Source organism: Arenimonas sp., assembly GCF_035721105.1.
Lineage (GTDB): Bacteria > Pseudomonadota > Gammaproteobacteria > Xanthomonadales > Xanthomonadaceae > Arenimonas.
The window spans coordinates 15164-31594 of sequence record NZ_DASTNG010000007.1 but is presented as its reverse complement, the minus strand read 5'-3'; the positions used below and the strand labels follow the sequence as shown (position 1 = coordinate 31594).

The window sequence follows — 16431 nt, the reverse complement described above, 5'->3', positions numbered from 1 at the left end:
CTTCGCGATGGAGAACGCCTTCAAGTTGGTCGCCGACCAGCTGTCGGTGCCGCGCGACGCCATCGTCGCCTTGGTGGATATCGGCGCCACCATGACCACGCTCAATGTGCTGCGCAATCAGCGCACGATCTACACCCGCGAGCAGGTTTTCGGCGGCAAGCAGCTGACCGATGAGGTCATGCGCCGTTACGGCCTGAGCTACGACGAAGCCGGCCAGGCCAAGCGCCAGGGCGGACTGCCGGAAAGCTACGAGATCGAGGTGCTGGAACCATTCAAGGAGGCGCTGGTGCAGCAGATCAGCCGCCTGTTGCAGTTCTTCTATGCGGGCAGCGAATTCAACCGTGTCGACCAGATCGTGCTCGCCGGCGGTTGCGCATCGATCCCGGGCGTGGCCGACATGGTGGAGGAGCAGCTGGGCGTCCCCACCGTGGTCGCAAACCCGTTGGCGCAGATGACGCTGGGCCCGCGCGTGCAGGCGCACGCACTGGCGCAGGACGCCCCCGCGCTGATGATCGCCGCCGGCCTGGCCCTGAGGAGCTTCGACTGATGGCACGGATCAATCTCCTCCCGTGGCGCGCCGAACGGCGCAAGCTGCGCCAGAAGGAATTCGTCACCATGCTGGGCCTGGCGGCCCTGGCCGGCGTGGTGCTCTGGTTCCTGGTCAACACCTATTACGGCAACCAGATCAGCGGCCAGAACGAGCGCAACGCCTACCTCAAGGACCAGATCACCCAGGTCGACAAGCAGATCAAGGAGATCGAGGAGCTCGACAAGAAGAAGGCCAAGCTGCTCGCGCGCAAGGAGGTGATCGAGCAACTGCAGGCCAACCGCTCGCAGATGGTGCACCTGTTCGACTCGCTGGTGCGCACCATCCCCGACGGCGTGACCCTGACCTCGATCAAGCAGGAAGGCGACAAGCTGACGCTCAGCGGCCGCTCGCAGTCCAACGCCCGGGTCAGCACCTACATGCGCAACCTGGAAGGTTCCGGCTGGATGACCAAGCCGGACCTGTCGATCATCGAGGCCAAGGACGGTGAACCGGGCTTGCCCTACACGTTCACCCTCAGCGTGATGCTGGCCAATCCGAACGCGCCCAAGGACACCGACGGCGACGGCGTGCCCGATGCCCCGGCCGCGGTTGCCGCGCCGGATGCGGCCGTCGCGCCCGCCGATGGTGCCACCGCGCCGGTGGCGCCGGCGCCCCAGGCGGCGCCCGCGCCGTCACCCGCCGCTCCTGCGCCTGCCACCCCGGCACCCGAAACCCCGGCGCCGGCGGCGCCCGCACAGGGAGGAGCCGCGTCGTGAGCCAGAAAAAGATGGCCCTCAAGGACCTGAGCTTCAACAACACCGGCTCGTGGCCGCGCGAATACAAGATCGGCTTCTGCGTGCTGGTCGGCCTGGTGATCTTCGGCCTGCTGTGGTGGCTGTTCATCCGCGACAAGACCTCCGAGCTCGAAGGCCTGGAACGGCAGGAATCCGACCTGCGCGCAGAGTTCGAGACCAAGCAGGGGCGTGCCGCGAACCTGGAGCCGCTGAAGCTGCAGCTGGCGCAGATGGAACAGCAACTCCAGCAGATGCTGCGGCAGCTGCCGAGCAAGACCGAGATGCCCGACCTGATCGTCGACATCTCGCAGACCGCGCTCGCCACCGGCCTGGCCAACGAGCTGTTCAAGCCCGGCAACGAGACGCCGAAGGAGTTCTACGCCGAGAAGCCGATCGCGCTGCGGATGGTGGGCACCTACCACCAGTTCGGCGCCTTCGTCAGCGGCGTGGCCTCGCTGCCGCGCGTGGTCATCATGACCATGCACGACATCTCGCTGAAGCCGCGCGGGGAAGGCGACGCCACCCTCGTGCTCGAGGGCACGGTGAAGACCTACCGCTACCTGGACGAGGAAGAGGAAGCCAACGCCGCGGGCGCGGGCTCCACCGGGGGGGTGCAGTAATGGCCGTCATGAACTACCAGAAGATCGCCAGTGGCCTGCTCCTGGCCGCCGTCGTGGTCTCCTTGTCCGCCTGCACCCGCGGCAGCCGCGACCTCGAGGCCTGGGTGGCCGAGGTCAAGGCGCGGCCGGCGCCGCCGCTGGATCCGCTGCCGGTCATGAAGCAGTTCGAGACCTTCGAGTACGCGGCCCAGAACCTGCGCGACCCGTTCAGCCAGCCCAGTGCCGACCAGAACGGTGAAAACGGGCTGCGGCCCGACCCGGACCGGCGCAAGGAGGTCCTCGAGGCCTTCCCGCTCGACAGCCTGGACATGGTCGGCACGATTGGCTCGGGCAACGCGGTGATTGGCCTGATCATGGGGCCGGATCGCGTTACCTACCGGGTCCGGCCGGGTAATTACATGGGACTCAGCGATGGTCGCATCACGGCGGTCTTCGAGGACCGTATTGAGATGGTCGAACTCGTACCTGATGGGGCCGGCGGTTGGCTTGAGCGTCAAGCCAAAATCGCCCTTGAAGACAATTGATTGGGGGAATGCACGATGACCGCGAATAAAACGATCGGCGAGGCGATGGGCACCAAGCGCACTTGGTTGCTGGCCATGGGAGCGCTCGCCGTCGGCCTGACGACGTCGCTTTCGGCCATGGCAGCGAACGTCCTCCAGGACGTGCGCTACGCCTCCGCACCTGGCGGGAAAGTCGACATCACCCTGCAGTTCGCAGAGCCGGTGGGCGACGTCCAGGCCTTCACGACGGACACCCCGCCGCGAATCGCCGTGGACATCCCCGACACCACCAACGGCCTCAGCCAGCGTCGCGTGGTGATCGGCAGCGGCGCCACGTCCGCGGTCTCCGCGGTCGAAGCCGACGGCCGTACCCGCGTGGTGGTCGACCTGTTCCGCCCCGCCGCCTACACCACGCGCAGCGCCGGCAACCTGCTGGTCCTGACGGTCGACGCCGGTGCCCAGCAGACGGCCGCCCTCGCGGGCGTCACCGACCCGACCAAGCGCGTCGCCTCCGACATCGAGGTCGCCAACATCGACTTCCGTCGCGGCGAGAACGGCTCCGGCCGGGTGGTCCTGCGCTTCAACAACGACGGCGCCACCGCCGACATGCGCAACGAAGGCTCCCGCGTCGTGGTCGACGTCGCCAACGCCAGCATCCCGGAGAACCTCCGCCGGCGCCTGGACGTGACCGACTTCGCCACCCCGGTGCAGAGCCTCGAGCCCAACGCCAATGCCGGCAGCACCCGCCTGGTGATCAACACCAACGGGGCCTTCGAGTCGATGGCCTACCAGACCGGCAACGAGTACGTGATCGAGATCGCGCCCAAGCGCGGTTCGGTCATCGCGGCCGCCACCCCGGCCCGCGCCGCGGGTGCCGTGGCGGGTCCGGCCGCGCCGCAGCGCTACGCCGGTCGTCCGGTCACGTTCAACTTCCAGGACGTGCCGGTCCGCACCGTGCTGCAGCTGATCGCCGAGGAGTCGGGCCTGAACATCGTCGCCTCCGACACCGTGTCCGGCAACGTCACCCTGCGCCTGATCAACGTGCCCTGGGACCAGGCCATGGAGATCGTCCTGCGCGCCAAGCAGCTTGACCAGCGCCGTGACGGCAACGTGGTCTGGGTCGCCCCGCAGCAGGAGATCGCCAGCTTCGAGAAAGCCAAGGCCGATGCCCGCATCGCCAACGAAGAGCGCGAAGAGCTGGTCACCGAGTACATCGCGGTGAACTACGGCAACGCCGAGGAAATCGCCCGCCTGCTGACCGAGGACAGCAAGAGCAGCGGCGGTGGCAGCAGCGGCGGCGGCGGTGGCGCCAGCCAGGTCACCCGCGGCTTCCTGTCCGCGCGCGGCAGCGTCAGCTTCGACAACCGCACCAACACCCTGCTGCTGATCGATACCGCCAAGAAGATCGAGGAGATCCGCACCCTGCTGGCCACCCTCGACCGTCCGGTCGACCAGGTGCTGATCGAAGCCCGCATCGTCGTGGCTTCCGAGCAGTTCGCCCGCGAGCTGGGCGTCATCTTCGGCGTCCAGGATCGCGTCGGCACGCTGCCGGCCGCGGCCGCCGCGGGCGAGACCACCACCGACTCCGGCTTCCAGGTCGGCCTGCCGGTCAGCACGCCGGCCGGCCTGCTGAACCTGAGCATCCTGCGCAGCGACATCGCGCTCGACCTCGAGCTCTCCGCGCTCGAGGAAGAGGGTCGCGGCGAAGTGGTGTCCAACCCGCGCGTCATCACCGCCAACCAGCGCGAGGCGATCATCCGCCAGGGCGACGAAGTCGGCTACCTGACCATCCAGCCGGCGACCACGCCGGGTGCAGTGGCCACGGCGACCGTCGAGTTCAAGGAAGTGCTGCTTGAGCTCAAGGTCACCCCGACCATCACCCAGGACGGCCGCGTCTACCTGAACCTGATGGTGAAGAAGGACGAAGTGGACGAGCTGATCGCCAACCCGGCCGGTGGCTTCGTGCCGCAGATCTCCAAGCGTGAAGTGAGCACCGCGGTGCTGATCGACAACGGCCAGACGGTCGTGGTCGGCGGCGTCTACGAGTTCAGCTCGCGCGAAGACCTGCGCAAGGTCCCCTTCCTGGGCGACCTGCCGGTGCTGGGCAACCTGTTCAAGAACAAGGCCAAGTCGAGCGAGAAGGCCGAGCTGCTGATCTTCGTGACCCCGCGCATCCTGCCGGTGTCCCGTCGCGGCTGACCGACGCCATCGATCCACATGGAACAGGGCCGCGCAAGCGGCCCTGTTTCGTTATGAGCCCCAGTAGCCCCGGAAACACCGCATGGCCAAGCTAAGGATCGAGCTCGCGCGCGGCGAGGTGCTGTTCCGCGAGGGCGAGGACCCGGGCACCGCCTTCCTCATCGAGTCCGGCGAGATCGAGGTCCGGACGCGCCAGCGTGGCCGGGACGTGGTCCTCAGCGTGCTCGGCCCCGGCGAACTGGTGGGCGAGATGGCCGTGATCGACGATTCGCCGAGGACGGCTACCGCCCGGGCGCTGGACGACTGCGTGCTGTTCCCGATCGACCGCCACCAGATCGCCGAACGACTGGCCGCCACCGATCCGATCATCCGGTCCCTGCTCGAGGGCCAGCTCAAGCGATACCGCGGTGCGCTGGCGGCCCTGCAGGGCAAGCAGGCGCTCCCGGATACGGCCACGGCGTCCGAGCGGCTGGGCATCAGCCGCATCCGCCTGGAGGCCCAGCTGCGCGAGGCGCTGGCGGAAGGGCAGCTGGAGCTGGGCCTGCAGCCCCTGCTGGACGTCCCGTCGGGTCGCATCGCCGGCTACGAGGCGCTGGTGCGCTGGGACCACCCCGAGCGCGGCGCCATCTCGGCCGCTGAGTTCGTGGCGCTGGCCGAGGAAACCTCGCTGATCGTGCCCGTGGGCGAGTACGTCATCGACACCGCCTGCCTGGCGATCGCCCGGCTGGTCGCCGCCGGCGCCGATCCGGCGCCCTTCGTCGCGGTCAACGTGTCCGCGCGCCAGCTTGCGCACCCGGGCCTGATCGCGCGGATCGTGGCGCGGGTGGACGCCGCCGGCCTGCCGCGCGGCAGCCTGAAGCTGGAGATCACCGAAAGCCAGGTGCTCGACTACGGCCTGGCCAGCGGCATCATCGAACTGTGCCACCGCCACGGCATCATGGTCGCGCTGGACGATTTCGGGACCGGCTACGCCAATCTTTGCCACCTGCACCGGCTGCCGTTCGACACCATCAAGGTGGACCAGTCGTTCTCGCGCGACATGCTCGACTCGCGCCGGGCGATGGCGATCGTCGAGAGCGCGGTGCACCTCGGGCGCGCCCTGGGCGCCGAGATCGTCGTCGAGGGTATCGAGACGCCCGGGCAGCTAGACGCGCTGCGCCGGCTGGGCTGCCGCTACGCGCAGGGCTACCTGATCGGCCATCCGCAGACGCTGGCGCAGCTGCTGGCGACGCCCTGGGATCCCGGGCGCCTGGTGTAAGCTTCCGGGGTTCCCGCCGGAGGATTGCCCATGCCGTCGCTGTCGCTGCACACCCGCATGCTCATCGGTTTCATCGTGGGCGTCAGCCTGGGCCTGCTGGCCAACCTGGTGTTCGCCGATGCCGCCTGGCTCGCCGCGCTGGTGAAGTACGTCGCCGATCCCGTGGGCCAGCTGTTCCTGCGGCTGCTGTTCATGCTGGTCATCCCGCTGGTGTTCTCGGCCCTGGTGCTGGGCGTGGTTGAGATCGGCGATCCGCGCTCGCTGGGGCGCATCGGCGGCAAGACCCTGGTCTGGATCCTGGTCGTCACCACGCTGGCGGTCAGCATCGGCCTGCTGATGGTGAACCTGATGGAGCCCGGCCGCGGCATCCCGCCCGAGCTCGGCCAGGAGATCATGGCCCAGACCGGCGAGCGCGCGGCGCAGATCGCCGCCGGCCGCGAGATGGTCTCGGGCATCGACATCCTGCTCAACATCGTTCCGCGCAACCCGGTGCAGGCGGCGGCCAACGGCGACCTGATCGCGGTGATGTTCTTCGCGCTCATGTTCGGCATCGCCGCCACCGTGATCCGCAGCGACGGCACCCGCGCCTTCGTATCGACGGTGCAGGGCGTCTACGACATCTGCCTGAAGCTGATCGACTGGGTGATCCGCCTGGCGCCCTACGCGGTCGCGGCGCTGCTGTTCTCGATCACGGCCAAGCTGGGCTTCGACGTGCTGGTGCAGCTGGCGCGCTTCGTGGCCACGGTGCTGGCGGCCCTGGCCCTGCATTTCTTCGTCGTGTTCCCGATCCTGCTGCGGGTGTTCGGCGGCATGTCGCCGAGGGTGTTCTTCCGTGGCGCCCAGCCGGCCCTGCTGACGGCGTTCTCGACCTCCTCGTCCAGCGCCACGCTGCCGACCACGCTGAAGGTGACCGAGGAGGCGCTGGGCGTGCCCCGCCGGGTCGCCCGCTTCGTCTGCACCCTGGGCGCGACCGCGAACATGAACGGCACGGCCCTGTTCGAGGGCGTGACGGTGCTGTTCCTGGCCCAGTTCTTCGGCGTCGAGCTCAACCTGCTGCAGCAGGCGATGATCCTGCTGCTGTGCATGCTTGGCGCCATCGGCGCGGCCGGCGTGCCGGGCGGCTCCCTGCCCGTGATCGCCATGATCCTGGCCATGTTCGGCATCCCGCCCGAGGGCATCGGCCTGATCCTGGGCGTCGACCGCCTGCTCGACATGTGCCGCACCGTGGTGAACGTCGGCGGCGACATGGTCGGCTCGGTGGTCATCGGCCGGAGCGAAGCGGGGCAGGCGCCCCTGTCGCAGATCGACGAAGACCGGCCCGCGTAACACCGGCGGGCACGCGCCGCAAGCGCGACAGCGGCCGCCGGGTCGGCGACAATAGCGCCCCGTCGGCCCGGCCCCGGGCCCCGATCTGGACGCCCCGATGACCACGCCTTCCCGCCGCGAGCTCGCCAATGCCATCCGCTTCCTGGCCATCGACGCCGTGGAGGCCGCCAAGTCGGGCCATCCCGGCATGCCGATGGGCATGGCCGACATCGCCGAGGTGCTCTGGAACGACTTCCTGAGCCACAGCCCGAACAACCCGAAATGGTTCAACCGCGACCGCTTCGTGCTGTCGAACGGCCACGGCTCGATGCTGATCTATGCGCTGCTGCACCTGAGCGGCTACGACCTGCCGATCGAGCAGCTCAAGCGTTTCCGCCAGCTGCACAGCAAGACCGCCGGCCACCCCGAGTTCGGCCACACCCCGGGCGTCGAGACCACCACCGGCCCGCTGGGCCAGGGCCTGGCCAACGCCGTCGGCATGGCGCTGGGCGAGAAGCTGCTGGCGCAGCGCTTCAACCGCCCCGAGTTCGACATCGTCGACCACCACACCTGGGTGTTCCTGGGCGATGGCTGCCTGATGGAGGGCATCTCCCACGAAGCCGCCTCGCTGGCCGGCACCTGGGGCTTGGGCAAGCTGATCGCGTTCTGGGACGACAACCGCATTTCGATCGACGGCGACACCTCGGGCTGGTTCACCGACGACACGGCGGCGCGCTTCGAGGCCTACGGCTGGCAGGTGATCCGCAAGGTGGACGGCCATGACCCGGTCGAGATCACCCAGGCGATCAAGACCGCGCAGGCCGAGACCGGCAAGCCGACCCTGATCTGCTGCCGCACCACGATTGGCTTCGGGTCGCCCGGCAAGGCCGGCAAGGAATCGAGCCACGGCGCGCCGCTGGGCAAGGACGAAGTGGCCGCGACCCGCGCCGCGCTCGGCTGGCCGCATGCGCCGTTCGAGATCCCGCAGGCGATTTCCGACGGCTGGCGCGCCGGCAACACCGGCCTGGTCCGCGAGGAGCAGTGGAACCGCCTGTTCGACGCCTACGCCAAGGCCTACCCGGCGCAGGCCGCCGAGCTGGTGCGCCGCTCGCGCGGCGAGCTGCCGGAGGACTTCGACGCCGCCGCCCGGGCCTACATCGCCAAGCTGCAGCTCGAGGGCCCGGTGGTGGCGTCGCGCAAGGCGTCGCAGATGGCCATCGAGGCGTTCGCGCCGATGCTGCCCGAGCTGGTGGGCGGATCGGCCGACCTGGCGCATTCCAACCTCACCCTGTGGAAGGGCAGCCGGTCGGTCACCAGCGACGATGCCAACGCGAACTACGTGCACTACGGCGTGCGCGAGTTCGGCATGAGCGCGATCGCCAACGGCCTGGCGCTGCACGGCGGCTTCATCCCGTACGACGCGACCTTCCTGGTGTTCTCCGACTATTCGCGCAACGCCCTGCGCATGTCGGCCCTGATCCCGACCCGCGCCATCCACGTCTTCACCCACGACTCGATCGGCCTGGGCGAGGACGGCCCGACCCACCAGCCGGTGGAGCACCTGGCGTCGCTGCGCCACATCCCGAACAACGACGTCTGGCGCCCCTGCGACGCGGTCGAGTCGGCGGTGGCCTGGCAGGCCGCCATCGCCCGCGCGGACGGCCCCAGCTGCCTGGTGTTCAGCCGCCAGAACCTGGCCCACCAGCCGCGTACCGCCCAGCAGGTCGAGGACATCGCCCGCGGTGGCTACGTGCTGTCGGATCCGGGCGAGGCCCGGTTCGACGTGGTGCTGGTCGCCACCGGCTCGGAAGTGGAGCTGGCGATGGAGGCCATGCGCCGCCTGTCCGCCGACGGCCTGAAGGTGCGGGTGGTGTCGATGCCCAGCACCGACGTCTTCGATCGCCAGCCGCTGGAGTGGCGCGAATCGGTGCTGCCGTCCTGGTGCCGCAAGCGCGTGGCGGTGGAAGCCGGCGTCACCGGCTTCTGGGGCAAGTACGTCGGCCTGGACGGCGCCGTCGTCGGCATCGACAGCTTCGGCGCCTCGGCGCCGGCGGACCAGCTGTACGCGCACTTCGGCATCACGGTCGACGCCGTGGTCGCCGCCGCGAAGGCGCTCTGACGGCCGACGGGGGCCGCCGGCGCGCCGACTAGCCGGCGCGGCCGGTGCCGCAGAAGGCCGCGTGCAGGCTTTCGATGATGTCGTGCACCAGGCCATCGCTGACCGCGTAGTACACGGTCTGCGCTTCGCGCCGCGTGCTCACCAGGTTCTTCTCGCGCAGCACCGCCAGGTGCTGCGACAGCGCCGACTGGCTCAGGTCGACCAGGGCGTTGATCTCGCCCACCGACATTTCCCGCTCGATCAGCAGGCACAGCACCCGCAGGCGCTGCGGGTTGGCCATCGCCTTGAGCAGGTCCGAGGCCGCCTCGGCCTGGACCTGCATCTGCTGGCCGGGCGTCCCGGCGGCCGCGGACCGGGGCGAGGTCATGGCGCCTGCACCTCGCCGCCGCCCTCGGTCCAGGCCAGGTAGCCGCCCGCCAGCGACAGCGGTTCGGAGAAGCCCAGGCGCTGCAGCGCCTCCGCCGACAGCGCCGAACGGCCGCCGCTGCGGCAATAAAGCACGACGGGCTGGTCGCGATGGCCGAGCGCCGGGTCGCGGCTGCCGTTCACGGCCGGGTGGCCGTCCACTTCGAACTCGAGCACGCCGCGCGGGATGTTGACCGCGCCCGGCAGGTGGCCGGCGGCGAATTCGGCGGGTTCGCGCACGTCGATCACCGGGGTGCCGCGCGCCTGCAGGGCGCGCAGCTCGTCGCCATTGATCTCGCGGATCTGGGCTTTGGCCTGGGCCAGGAGTTGCTGGATGGTTTGACGCATGTCAGGACACCTCGAGGGGGATGGGCGCATTATGCTTGAAATCTAATTAAGATGTCACTAATATACGAATCGCCGGTTCATCCCCCGGCCAGCAGGAGGTTCCCGTGGCGAACATCGTGGTCCTGGGTGCAGGCATCGGCGGCATGAGCGTCGCCTACGAACTGAGGGCGGTCCTGGGCAAGGGCCACGGCATCACCGTGGTCGGCGACGGTCCGCTGTTCTCGTTCACGCCCTCCAATCCCTGGGTGGCGGTGGGTTGGCGCAAGCCCAAGGACATCCAGATCGGCGTGGCGCCGCACCTGGCCAAGCACGACATCACCTTCAACGGCGCCGGCGCCGAGCGCGTGGTGCCGGACCAGGACCACCTGCTGCTGCGCGACGACACGCGCCTGGACTACGACTACCTGGTGGTCACCACCGGCCCGCGGCTGGCCTTCGATGAAGTGCCGGGCCTGGGGCCCGCGGGGCACACCCATTCGATCTGCACCACGGAGCACGCCAACGAAGCCTGGGCCGCCTACCAGGCGTTCCTGGCGAACCCCGGCCCGATCGTCGTCGGCGCCGCCGCCGGCGCCAGCTGCTTCGGTCCGGCCTACGAATTCGCGATGATCCTCGACGCCGACCTGCGCAAGCGCAAGCTGCGCGACCGCGTGCCGATCACCTACGTCACCAGCGAGCCCTACGTGGGCCACATGGGCCTGGGCGGCGTCGGCGACTCCAAGGGCTTGCTGGAGGCCGAGTTCCGCCAGCGCCACATCAAGTGGATCACCAATGCCCGCATCACGTCGGTCGAGGCCGGCACGATGCACGTGGACGAAGTCGATGCGCGCGGCCAGCCACTGGCCACGCACGCGCTGCCGTTCGCGTATTCGATGGTGCTGCCGGCCTTCACCGGCGTGGACGCCGTGCGCAGCGCCAAGGAAATGTGCAATCCGCGCGGCTTCGTCCAGATCGATGCGCACCAGCGCAACCCGACCTACCGCAACGTGTTCTCGGCCGGCGTCTGCGTCGCGATCCCGCCGGTCGAAGCCACCCCGGTGCCGACCGGCGCGCCCAAGACCGGCTTCATGATCGAGTCGATGGTCACCGCTATCGCCGGGAACATCGCCGCCGACCTCGCCGGCAAGCCCGCGGAGGCCAAGGCCACCTGGAACGCGATCTGCCTGGCTGACATGGGCGATACCGGCGCGGCCTTCGTGGCGCTGCCGCAGATCCCGCCGCGCAACGTCACCTGGGCCAGGGTGGGCAAGTGGGTGCACCTGGCCAAGGTCGCGTTCGAGAAGTACTTCCTGGCCAAGATGCGCTCGGGCAACACCGAGCCGGTGTACGAGAAATACGTCCTGAAGCTGCTCGGCATCGAGCGGTTGAAGTAACCCCACCCCCAAGGAGAAACCCATGAACATCGACCGTGCCGTAATGGCCTTCGCCGGCGTGATGATCCTCGCCAGCGTCGCGCTCGCCTATTTCTTCAGCCCGCTGTGGCTGCTGCTGACCGCCTTCGTCGGCGTGAACCTGCTGCAGGCCTCGTTCACCGGCTTCTGCCCGGCGGCGATGCTGTTTGGCAAGCTGGGCGTCAAGTCCGGCTGCGCCTTCAAGTGAGTTGAGACGATGACCCGCCTGCGCCTGCTGTCCCTGGCCGTGTTCGCCGCCGTCGCCCTGTCGGGCTGCGGCGACGATCCCGTCGTTCCCGTCACCGCGCCACCCGTGGCTTTCGAAACGCTGGTCGTCGAGGCCCGCGACAGTGCGCGCGAGCGGCGCTGGGACGGCGTGGTGGAGGCCGTGAACCAGGCCACGCTGTCGGCGCAGACCGCCGGGCGCGTGCTGGCGCTGCCCTTCGACGTCAACGACTACGTCGAGGCGGGGCAGGTGGTGGTGCGCTTCACCGATGTCGAGCAGGTGTCGGCGCAGCGGCGTGCCTCCGCGGGCGTCAGCGCCGCGCAGGCGGCCGCGGCCGAGGCCGAAACCGACTACAAGCGCACCGAGGAGCTGGTGGCGAAGCAGCTGCTGGCGCGCGCCTCGCTCGACCAGGCCCGCGCCCGCCGCGACGCCGCGCGCGCGGCGCTCGAGGCGGCCCGCGCCGGCGTCAGCGAAGCCGGCGAGCAGGTGGACTACACCGTCATCCGCGCTCCGTACTCGGGCATCCTGACCGCGCGCCACGTCGAGGTCGGTGAAGCGGTCCGGCCGGGCCAGCCGCTGGTCTCGGGCCTCTCGCTCGATCGCCTGCGGATCAATGTCGAAGTGCCCCAGAGCGACATCGCCGCCATCCGCCAGCACGGCGCCGCGGCCGTGCTGCTGCCCGACGGGCGCCGGATCGACGCCGAGCGCGTCATCGTCTTCCCCTACGCCGATCCGGCGACCCACAGCTTCAAGGTCCGGGTCGAACTGCCCGAGGCCGATACCGGCCTGCAGCCGGGCATGACGGTCAAGACCGCGTTCAAGACCGGCGAAGCGCGCCAGCTTTGGGTGCCGCGTTCGGCGCTGGTGACCCGCAGCGAGGTGACCGCGGTGTACGTGGTTGACGCCCGCAACCGCGTCGCGTTGCGCCAGGTCCGCCTGGGCCACGCCGACGGCGACCGGGTGGAGGTGCTGGCGGGCCTGTCCGCGGGCGATCGCATCGCCAGCGATCCGGTCGCCGCGCTTGCGCACCTGGCCGCCGCGGGAGTGCGCGACGATGGCTGAGCCGCGCTTCGGGCTCTCGGGGCGGCTCGCCCGCGCCTTCCAGTCCAATCCGCTGACGCCGGTGCTGGCGATCGCGGGCCTGCTGCTGGGCCTGTTCGCGACGATGATCACGCCGCGCGAGGAAGAGCCGCAGATCGACGTGACCATGGCCAACGTGATCGTGCCCTTCCCGGGGGCGCCGGCCGAGGATGTCGAAAACCTGGTCAGCTATCCGCTCGAGCAGGCGCTGTCCGAGATCGAAGGCGTCAAGCACGTCTATTCCACCAGCCGCGCCGGCTCGGCCCTGGTCACGGTGGAGTTCGCCGTGGGCGTGCCGCGCCAGGACGCGCTGGTGCGCCTGTACAACCAGGTCTATTCCAACGCCGACTGGGCGCCGCCGGGCCTGGGCGTCGGCCCGCCGCTGGTGCGTCCGATGGGCATCGACGACGTGCCGGTGATGGCGCTGACGCTATGGACGGACGACCCCGCCCGCGGCGCGACCGAGCTGGCCGAAGTGGCGCATTCGCTGGAGGCCGAGATCAAGCGCGTGCCCGGCACCCGCGACGTGTACACGATCGGTGCCCCCGAGCGCGCGGTGGTGGTCGAACTCGACGCCACCCGGCTCGCCTCGCACGGCATGACCGTCGATGACCTGGCGGGCGCGCTGGCGGCCGCCAACACCGTCACCCAGGCCGGCGACCGCGTGGTCGCGGGCCAGGTGCTGCCGCTTACGGCGGGCCGCTACCTGGCCGACGCGCAGCAGGTGTCCGAACTCGTGATCGGCCTGGCCGGCGGCCGCCCGCTCTATCTCGCCGACGTCGCCGACATCCGCCGCGGCGCCGACCTGCCGACCCAGTACGCCTGGTACACGGCGCCGGAAGGCAAGGCCCGGCCGGCCGGCGGCGTCGCGCCCGCGGTCACGATCGCGATCGCCAAGAAGCCGGGGGCGAACGCGGTCGACATCACCCGCGCCATCAGCGACCGGCTCGCCGGCCTCAAGACCACCCATATCCCCGAGGGTGTCAACGTCAGCCTCACCCGCGACTATGGCTACACCGCCAACGACAAGGCGATGAAGCTGATCCAGAAGCTGGTGTTCGCGACGCTTTCGGTGGTGCTGCTGGTGCTGTTCGCGCTCGGCTGGCGCGAGGCGATCGTGGTCGGCAGCGCGGTCATCCTGACGCTGGCGCTCACCCTGTTCGCGTCCTGGGCGATGGGCTTCACCATCAACCGGGTGTCGCTGTTCGCGCTGATCTTCTCGATCGGCATCCTGGTCGACGACGCCATCGTGATCGTCGAGAACATCCACCGGCACATGCGCCTGGGCGGCAAGTCGCTGCGCGAGGCGATCCCGCCGGCGGTCGACGAGGTCGGCAGCCCGACCATCCTCGCCACCTTCACCGTGATCGCGGCGCTGTTGCCGATGGCCTTCGTGTCCGGGCTGATGGGGCCTTACATGCGGCCGATCCCGATCAATGCCTCGGTCGGCATGCTGCTGTCGCTGGCGATCGCGCTGACGGTGACGCCGTGGCTGTCGCTGAAGCTGCTGTCGCGCCACGGCCACGACGAACACGCGGCGGGCGAGGGCAAGCCGAAGGAAGGCCTATCCGATCGACTGCGCCGGCTGTTCGAGAAGGTGCTGCGTCCGTTCCTGCACGCCCGCGACGGCGGCCGGCGCCGCAAGTGGCTCTTCGCAGGCATCGGCGCCGCGGTGCTGGCCGCGGGCGGCCTGGCGGTGGTGCAGCTGGTCGTGCTCAAGATGCTGCCCTTCGACAACAAGTCCGAATTCCAGGTCGTCGTCGACCTGCCCGAGGGAACGCCGCTGGAGCGCACCAACGCACTGCTGCTGGACCTCGCGGAGGAGCTTGCCACCGTGCCCGAGGTGCTGGACATGCAGGGCTATGCCGGCACCTCCGGTCCGGTGAACTTCAACGGCCTGGTGCGCCAGTACTACCTGCGCGCCGGTGCGAACGTCGGCGACCTGCAGGTGAACCTGGTCGACAAGCACGCGCGCGACCGCCAGAGCCATGAGATCGCCCGCGCCGTGCGCCCGAGCCTGGCCGCGATCGGTGCGACCTACGGCGCGTCGGTGAAGGTGGTGGAGGTGCCGCCGGGACCGCCGGTGATGTCGCCGCTGGTGGCCGAGGTCTATGGCCCCGACGCCGCCCGCGCCCGGGCGATCGCCAAGGACCTGCAGGCGCGCTTCAGCGCCACCGAGGGCATCGTCGATGTCGACAGCTCGCTCGAGGCGGAGGCCCCGCGCGAGCTGGCCATCATCGACCGCGGCCTGGCTGCGCGCCTGGGCGTCAGCCAGGCGGACATCGCCCGCGCACTGCAGCTGGGCGTGGCCGGCCGCGACGCCACCTACCTGCGCGACGGGGCCTCGAAGTACGCCGTGCCGGTGCGCCTGCGCCTGCCGGCCGGCGACCAGGCCAGCCTGGAGCAACTGTTGACGGTGCGCGTGCGCGCCGGCGACGGCCGGCTGGTGCCGCTGTCGGAACTGGTCGAGGTGGTGCGCCTGCCCTGGGAGCCGATGATCCACCACAAGGACCTGCTGCCCGTGGTCTACGTCACCGGCGACGAGGCCGGCGAGCTCGACAGCCCGCTGTACGGCATGTTCGACCTGGTCGGCCAGGTCGGCGACGCGCCGCTGGCCGGCACGCCGGTCGAACAGCGCTTCCTGTCGGCGCCGGACTCGGGCCTGGGTTTCGCGATCAAGTGGGACGGCGAATGGCAGATCACCTATGAAACCTTCCGCGACATGGGCCTGGCCTATTCGGTCGGCCTGCTGCTGATCTACCTGCTGGTGGTGGCGCAGTTCCGCGACTACCTGGTGCCGCTGGTGATCATGGCGCCGATCCCGCTGACCGTGATCGGCGTGATGCCGGGCCACGCGCTGCTGGGCGCGCAGTTCACCGCCACCTCCATGATCGGCATGATCGCGCTGGCCGGCATCATCGTGCGAAACTCGATCCTGCTGGTCGACTTCATCAACCAGTCGATCGCCGAAGGCCAGCCGCTGGCCGACGCCGTGATCGAGGCCTGCGCCGTGCGCGCGCAGCCGATCGCGCTCACCGGCCTGGCGGCGATGGCGGGCGCCTTCTTCATCCTCGACGACCCGATCTTCAACGGCCTGGCGATCGCGCTGATCTTCGGCATCCTGGTCTCGACACTGCTGACCCTGGTGGTGATCCCGCTGCTGTACTTCGTGCTGCTCAGCGCCCGCGCGCGGCGCCGGGAGGCCCGCGCATGAGCGGCAACCTGGTGCTGGCCTGCCCGCATTGCCACGGCATGAACCGCGTGCCGGAGGATCGCCTGGCGGAAGGCCCGACCTGCGGCCACTGCCGGGCGCCCCTGTTCACCGGGAAACCGCTGGTGCTGGGCGTGGATGATTTCCGGATCCACGCCGACCGCAGCGAACTGCCGCTGCTGGTCGATTTCTGGGCGCCCTGGTGCGGCCCCTGCCAGATGATGGCCCCGCATTTCGAGCGCGCCGCGGCGATGCTCGAGCCGCGGGTCCGGCTGGCCAAGGTCGACACCCAGGCCCAGCCGACGCTGGGCCAGCGCTACGCCATCCGCAGCATCCCGACCCTGGTGCTGTTCCGGAACGGCCGCGAGATCGCGCGCCAGTCCGGCGCCATGGACGCCAACCACATCGTGCGCTGGACCGGGCAGCAGCTGGGCGGCTGAGCG

At 69.8% G+C, this 16431-nt stretch carries 15 protein-coding genes; 13 read left to right on the top strand and 2 right to left on the bottom strand.

Annotation, left to right across the window (positions count from 1 at the left end):
• The 8 genes from pilM to tkt all read left to right on the top strand — a co-directional run.
• Positions 1-547 (top strand): type IV pilus assembly protein PilM (gene pilM, locus VFQ84_RS00395; RefSeq protein ID WP_325128045.1); only part of this gene is annotated, 547 nt, incomplete at its 5' end.
• Complete coding sequence (locus tag VFQ84_RS00390) at positions 547-1305, top strand: PilN domain-containing protein (RefSeq protein ID WP_325128043.1); 759 nt, start codon at positions 547-549, stop codon at positions 1303-1305. The genes pilM and VFQ84_RS00390, both read left to right, overlap by 1 nt.
• Complete coding sequence (locus VFQ84_RS00385; protein ID WP_325128041.1) at positions 1302-1943, top strand: type 4a pilus biogenesis protein PilO; 642 nt, start codon at positions 1302-1304, stop codon at positions 1941-1943. Before VFQ84_RS00390 ends, VFQ84_RS00385 begins: the two co-directional genes overlap by 4 nt.
• An 8-nt stretch (positions 1944-1951) precedes the next feature.
• On the top strand, positions 1952-2467 hold the full coding sequence (locus tag VFQ84_RS00380) for a pilus assembly protein PilP (protein WP_325128039.1): 516 nt from the start codon (positions 1952-1954) through the stop codon (positions 2465-2467).
• Positions 2468-2482: 15 nt separating this feature from the next.
• Positions 2483-4645, top strand: coding sequence for a type IV pilus secretin PilQ (gene pilQ / locus VFQ84_RS00375; RefSeq protein ID WP_325128037.1), 2163 nt, complete (start codon positions 2483-2485; stop codon positions 4643-4645).
• Between the two features lie 82 nt (positions 4646-4727).
• On the top strand, positions 4728-5903 hold the full coding sequence (locus VFQ84_RS00370; RefSeq protein WP_325128035.1) for an EAL domain-containing protein: 1176 nt from the start codon (positions 4728-4730) through the stop codon (positions 5901-5903).
• Between the two features lie 30 nt (positions 5904-5933).
• Positions 5934-7229 (top strand): dicarboxylate/amino acid:cation symporter, encoded by a 1296-nt coding sequence (locus VFQ84_RS00365; protein WP_325128033.1) that lies wholly within the window; start codon positions 5934-5936, stop codon positions 7227-7229.
• Between the two features lie 97 nt (positions 7230-7326).
• Positions 7327-9327 (top strand): transketolase, encoded by a 2001-nt coding sequence (tkt, locus tag VFQ84_RS00360; protein WP_325128031.1) that lies wholly within the window; start codon positions 7327-7329, stop codon positions 9325-9327.
• A 28-nt stretch (positions 9328-9355) separates the two neighbouring features.
• Here the strand turns inward: tkt and VFQ84_RS00355 are convergent, their stop codons facing one another.
• A complete protein-coding gene (locus VFQ84_RS00355; RefSeq protein WP_414636982.1) occupies positions 9356-9694 on the bottom strand; it encodes an ArsR/SmtB family transcription factor in 339 nt (112 codons plus the stop codon).
• Entirely contained in the window at positions 9691-10080 is a 390-nt protein-coding gene (locus VFQ84_RS00350; protein ID WP_325128029.1) for a rhodanese-like domain-containing protein, read from the bottom strand. Before VFQ84_RS00350 ends, VFQ84_RS00355 begins: the two co-directional genes overlap by 4 nt.
• A gap of 104 nt (positions 10081-10184) precedes the next feature.
• On the opposite strand from VFQ84_RS00350, the gene VFQ84_RS00345 reads away from it, so the two are divergent.
• From VFQ84_RS00345 to trxC, 5 genes are read left to right on the top strand one after another with little or no spacing between them, the layout of a single operon-like run.
• Positions 10185-11453, top strand: coding sequence for an NAD(P)/FAD-dependent oxidoreductase (locus tag VFQ84_RS00345; RefSeq protein ID WP_325128028.1), 1269 nt, complete (start codon positions 10185-10187; stop codon positions 11451-11453).
• Between the two features lie 22 nt (positions 11454-11475).
• Positions 11476-11679: a DUF2892 domain-containing protein gene (locus VFQ84_RS00340; RefSeq protein ID WP_325128026.1), complete on the top strand. Its 204-nt coding sequence runs from the start codon at positions 11476-11478 to the stop codon at positions 11677-11679.
• 9 nt (positions 11680-11688) lie between these two features.
• Positions 11689-12759 (top strand): efflux RND transporter periplasmic adaptor subunit, encoded by a 1071-nt coding sequence (locus VFQ84_RS00335; RefSeq protein WP_325128024.1) that lies wholly within the window; start codon positions 11689-11691, stop codon positions 12757-12759.
• A complete protein-coding gene (locus VFQ84_RS00330) occupies positions 12752-15991 on the top strand; it encodes an efflux RND transporter permease subunit (protein ID WP_325128022.1) in 3240 nt (1079 codons plus the stop codon). Before VFQ84_RS00335 ends, VFQ84_RS00330 begins: the two co-directional genes overlap by 8 nt.
• Positions 15988-16428, top strand: coding sequence for a thioredoxin TrxC (gene trxC / locus VFQ84_RS00325; RefSeq protein ID WP_325128020.1), 441 nt, complete (start codon positions 15988-15990; stop codon positions 16426-16428). The genes VFQ84_RS00330 and trxC overlap by 4 nt, the downstream gene beginning before the upstream one ends.
• Positions 16429-16431 lie beyond the last annotated feature (3 nt).

What these genes read in the sequence shown, in the direction of transcription:
- VFQ84_RS00355 (WP_414636982.1), bottom strand. Translation starts at nt 9,694, where the DNA reads ATGACCTCGCCCCGGTCCGCGGCCGCCGGGACGCCCGGCCAGCAGATG.
- trxC (WP_325128020.1), top strand. Translation starts at nt 15,988, where the DNA reads ATGAGCGGCAACCTGGTGCTGGCCTGCCCGCATTGCCACGGCATGAAC.
- VFQ84_RS00365 (WP_325128033.1), top strand. Translation starts at nt 5,934, where the DNA reads ATGCCGTCGCTGTCGCTGCACACCCGCATGCTCATCGGTTTCATCGTG.
- VFQ84_RS00330 (WP_325128022.1), top strand. Translation starts at nt 12,752, where the DNA reads ATGGCTGAGCCGCGCTTCGGGCTCTCGGGGCGGCTCGCCCGCGCCTTC.
- VFQ84_RS00335 (WP_325128024.1), top strand. Translation starts at nt 11,689, where the DNA reads ATGACCCGCCTGCGCCTGCTGTCCCTGGCCGTGTTCGCCGCCGTCGCC.
- VFQ84_RS00370 (WP_325128035.1), top strand. Translation starts at nt 4,728, where the DNA reads ATGGCCAAGCTAAGGATCGAGCTCGCGCGCGGCGAGGTGCTGTTCCGC.
- pilQ (WP_325128037.1), top strand. Translation starts at nt 2,483, where the DNA reads ATGACCGCGAATAAAACGATCGGCGAGGCGATGGGCACCAAGCGCACT.
- tkt (WP_325128031.1), top strand. Translation starts at nt 7,327, where the DNA reads ATGACCACGCCTTCCCGCCGCGAGCTCGCCAATGCCATCCGCTTCCTG.
- VFQ84_RS00340 (WP_325128026.1), top strand. Translation starts at nt 11,476, where the DNA reads ATGAACATCGACCGTGCCGTAATGGCCTTCGCCGGCGTGATGATCCTC.
- VFQ84_RS00390 (WP_325128043.1), top strand. Translation starts at nt 547, where the DNA reads ATGGCACGGATCAATCTCCTCCCGTGGCGCGCCGAACGGCGCAAGCTG.
- VFQ84_RS00350 (WP_325128029.1), bottom strand. Translation starts at nt 10,080, where the DNA reads ATGCGTCAAACCATCCAGCAACTCCTGGCCCAGGCCAAAGCCCAGATC.
- VFQ84_RS00380 (WP_325128039.1), top strand. Translation starts at nt 1,952, where the DNA reads ATGAACTACCAGAAGATCGCCAGTGGCCTGCTCCTGGCCGCCGTCGTG.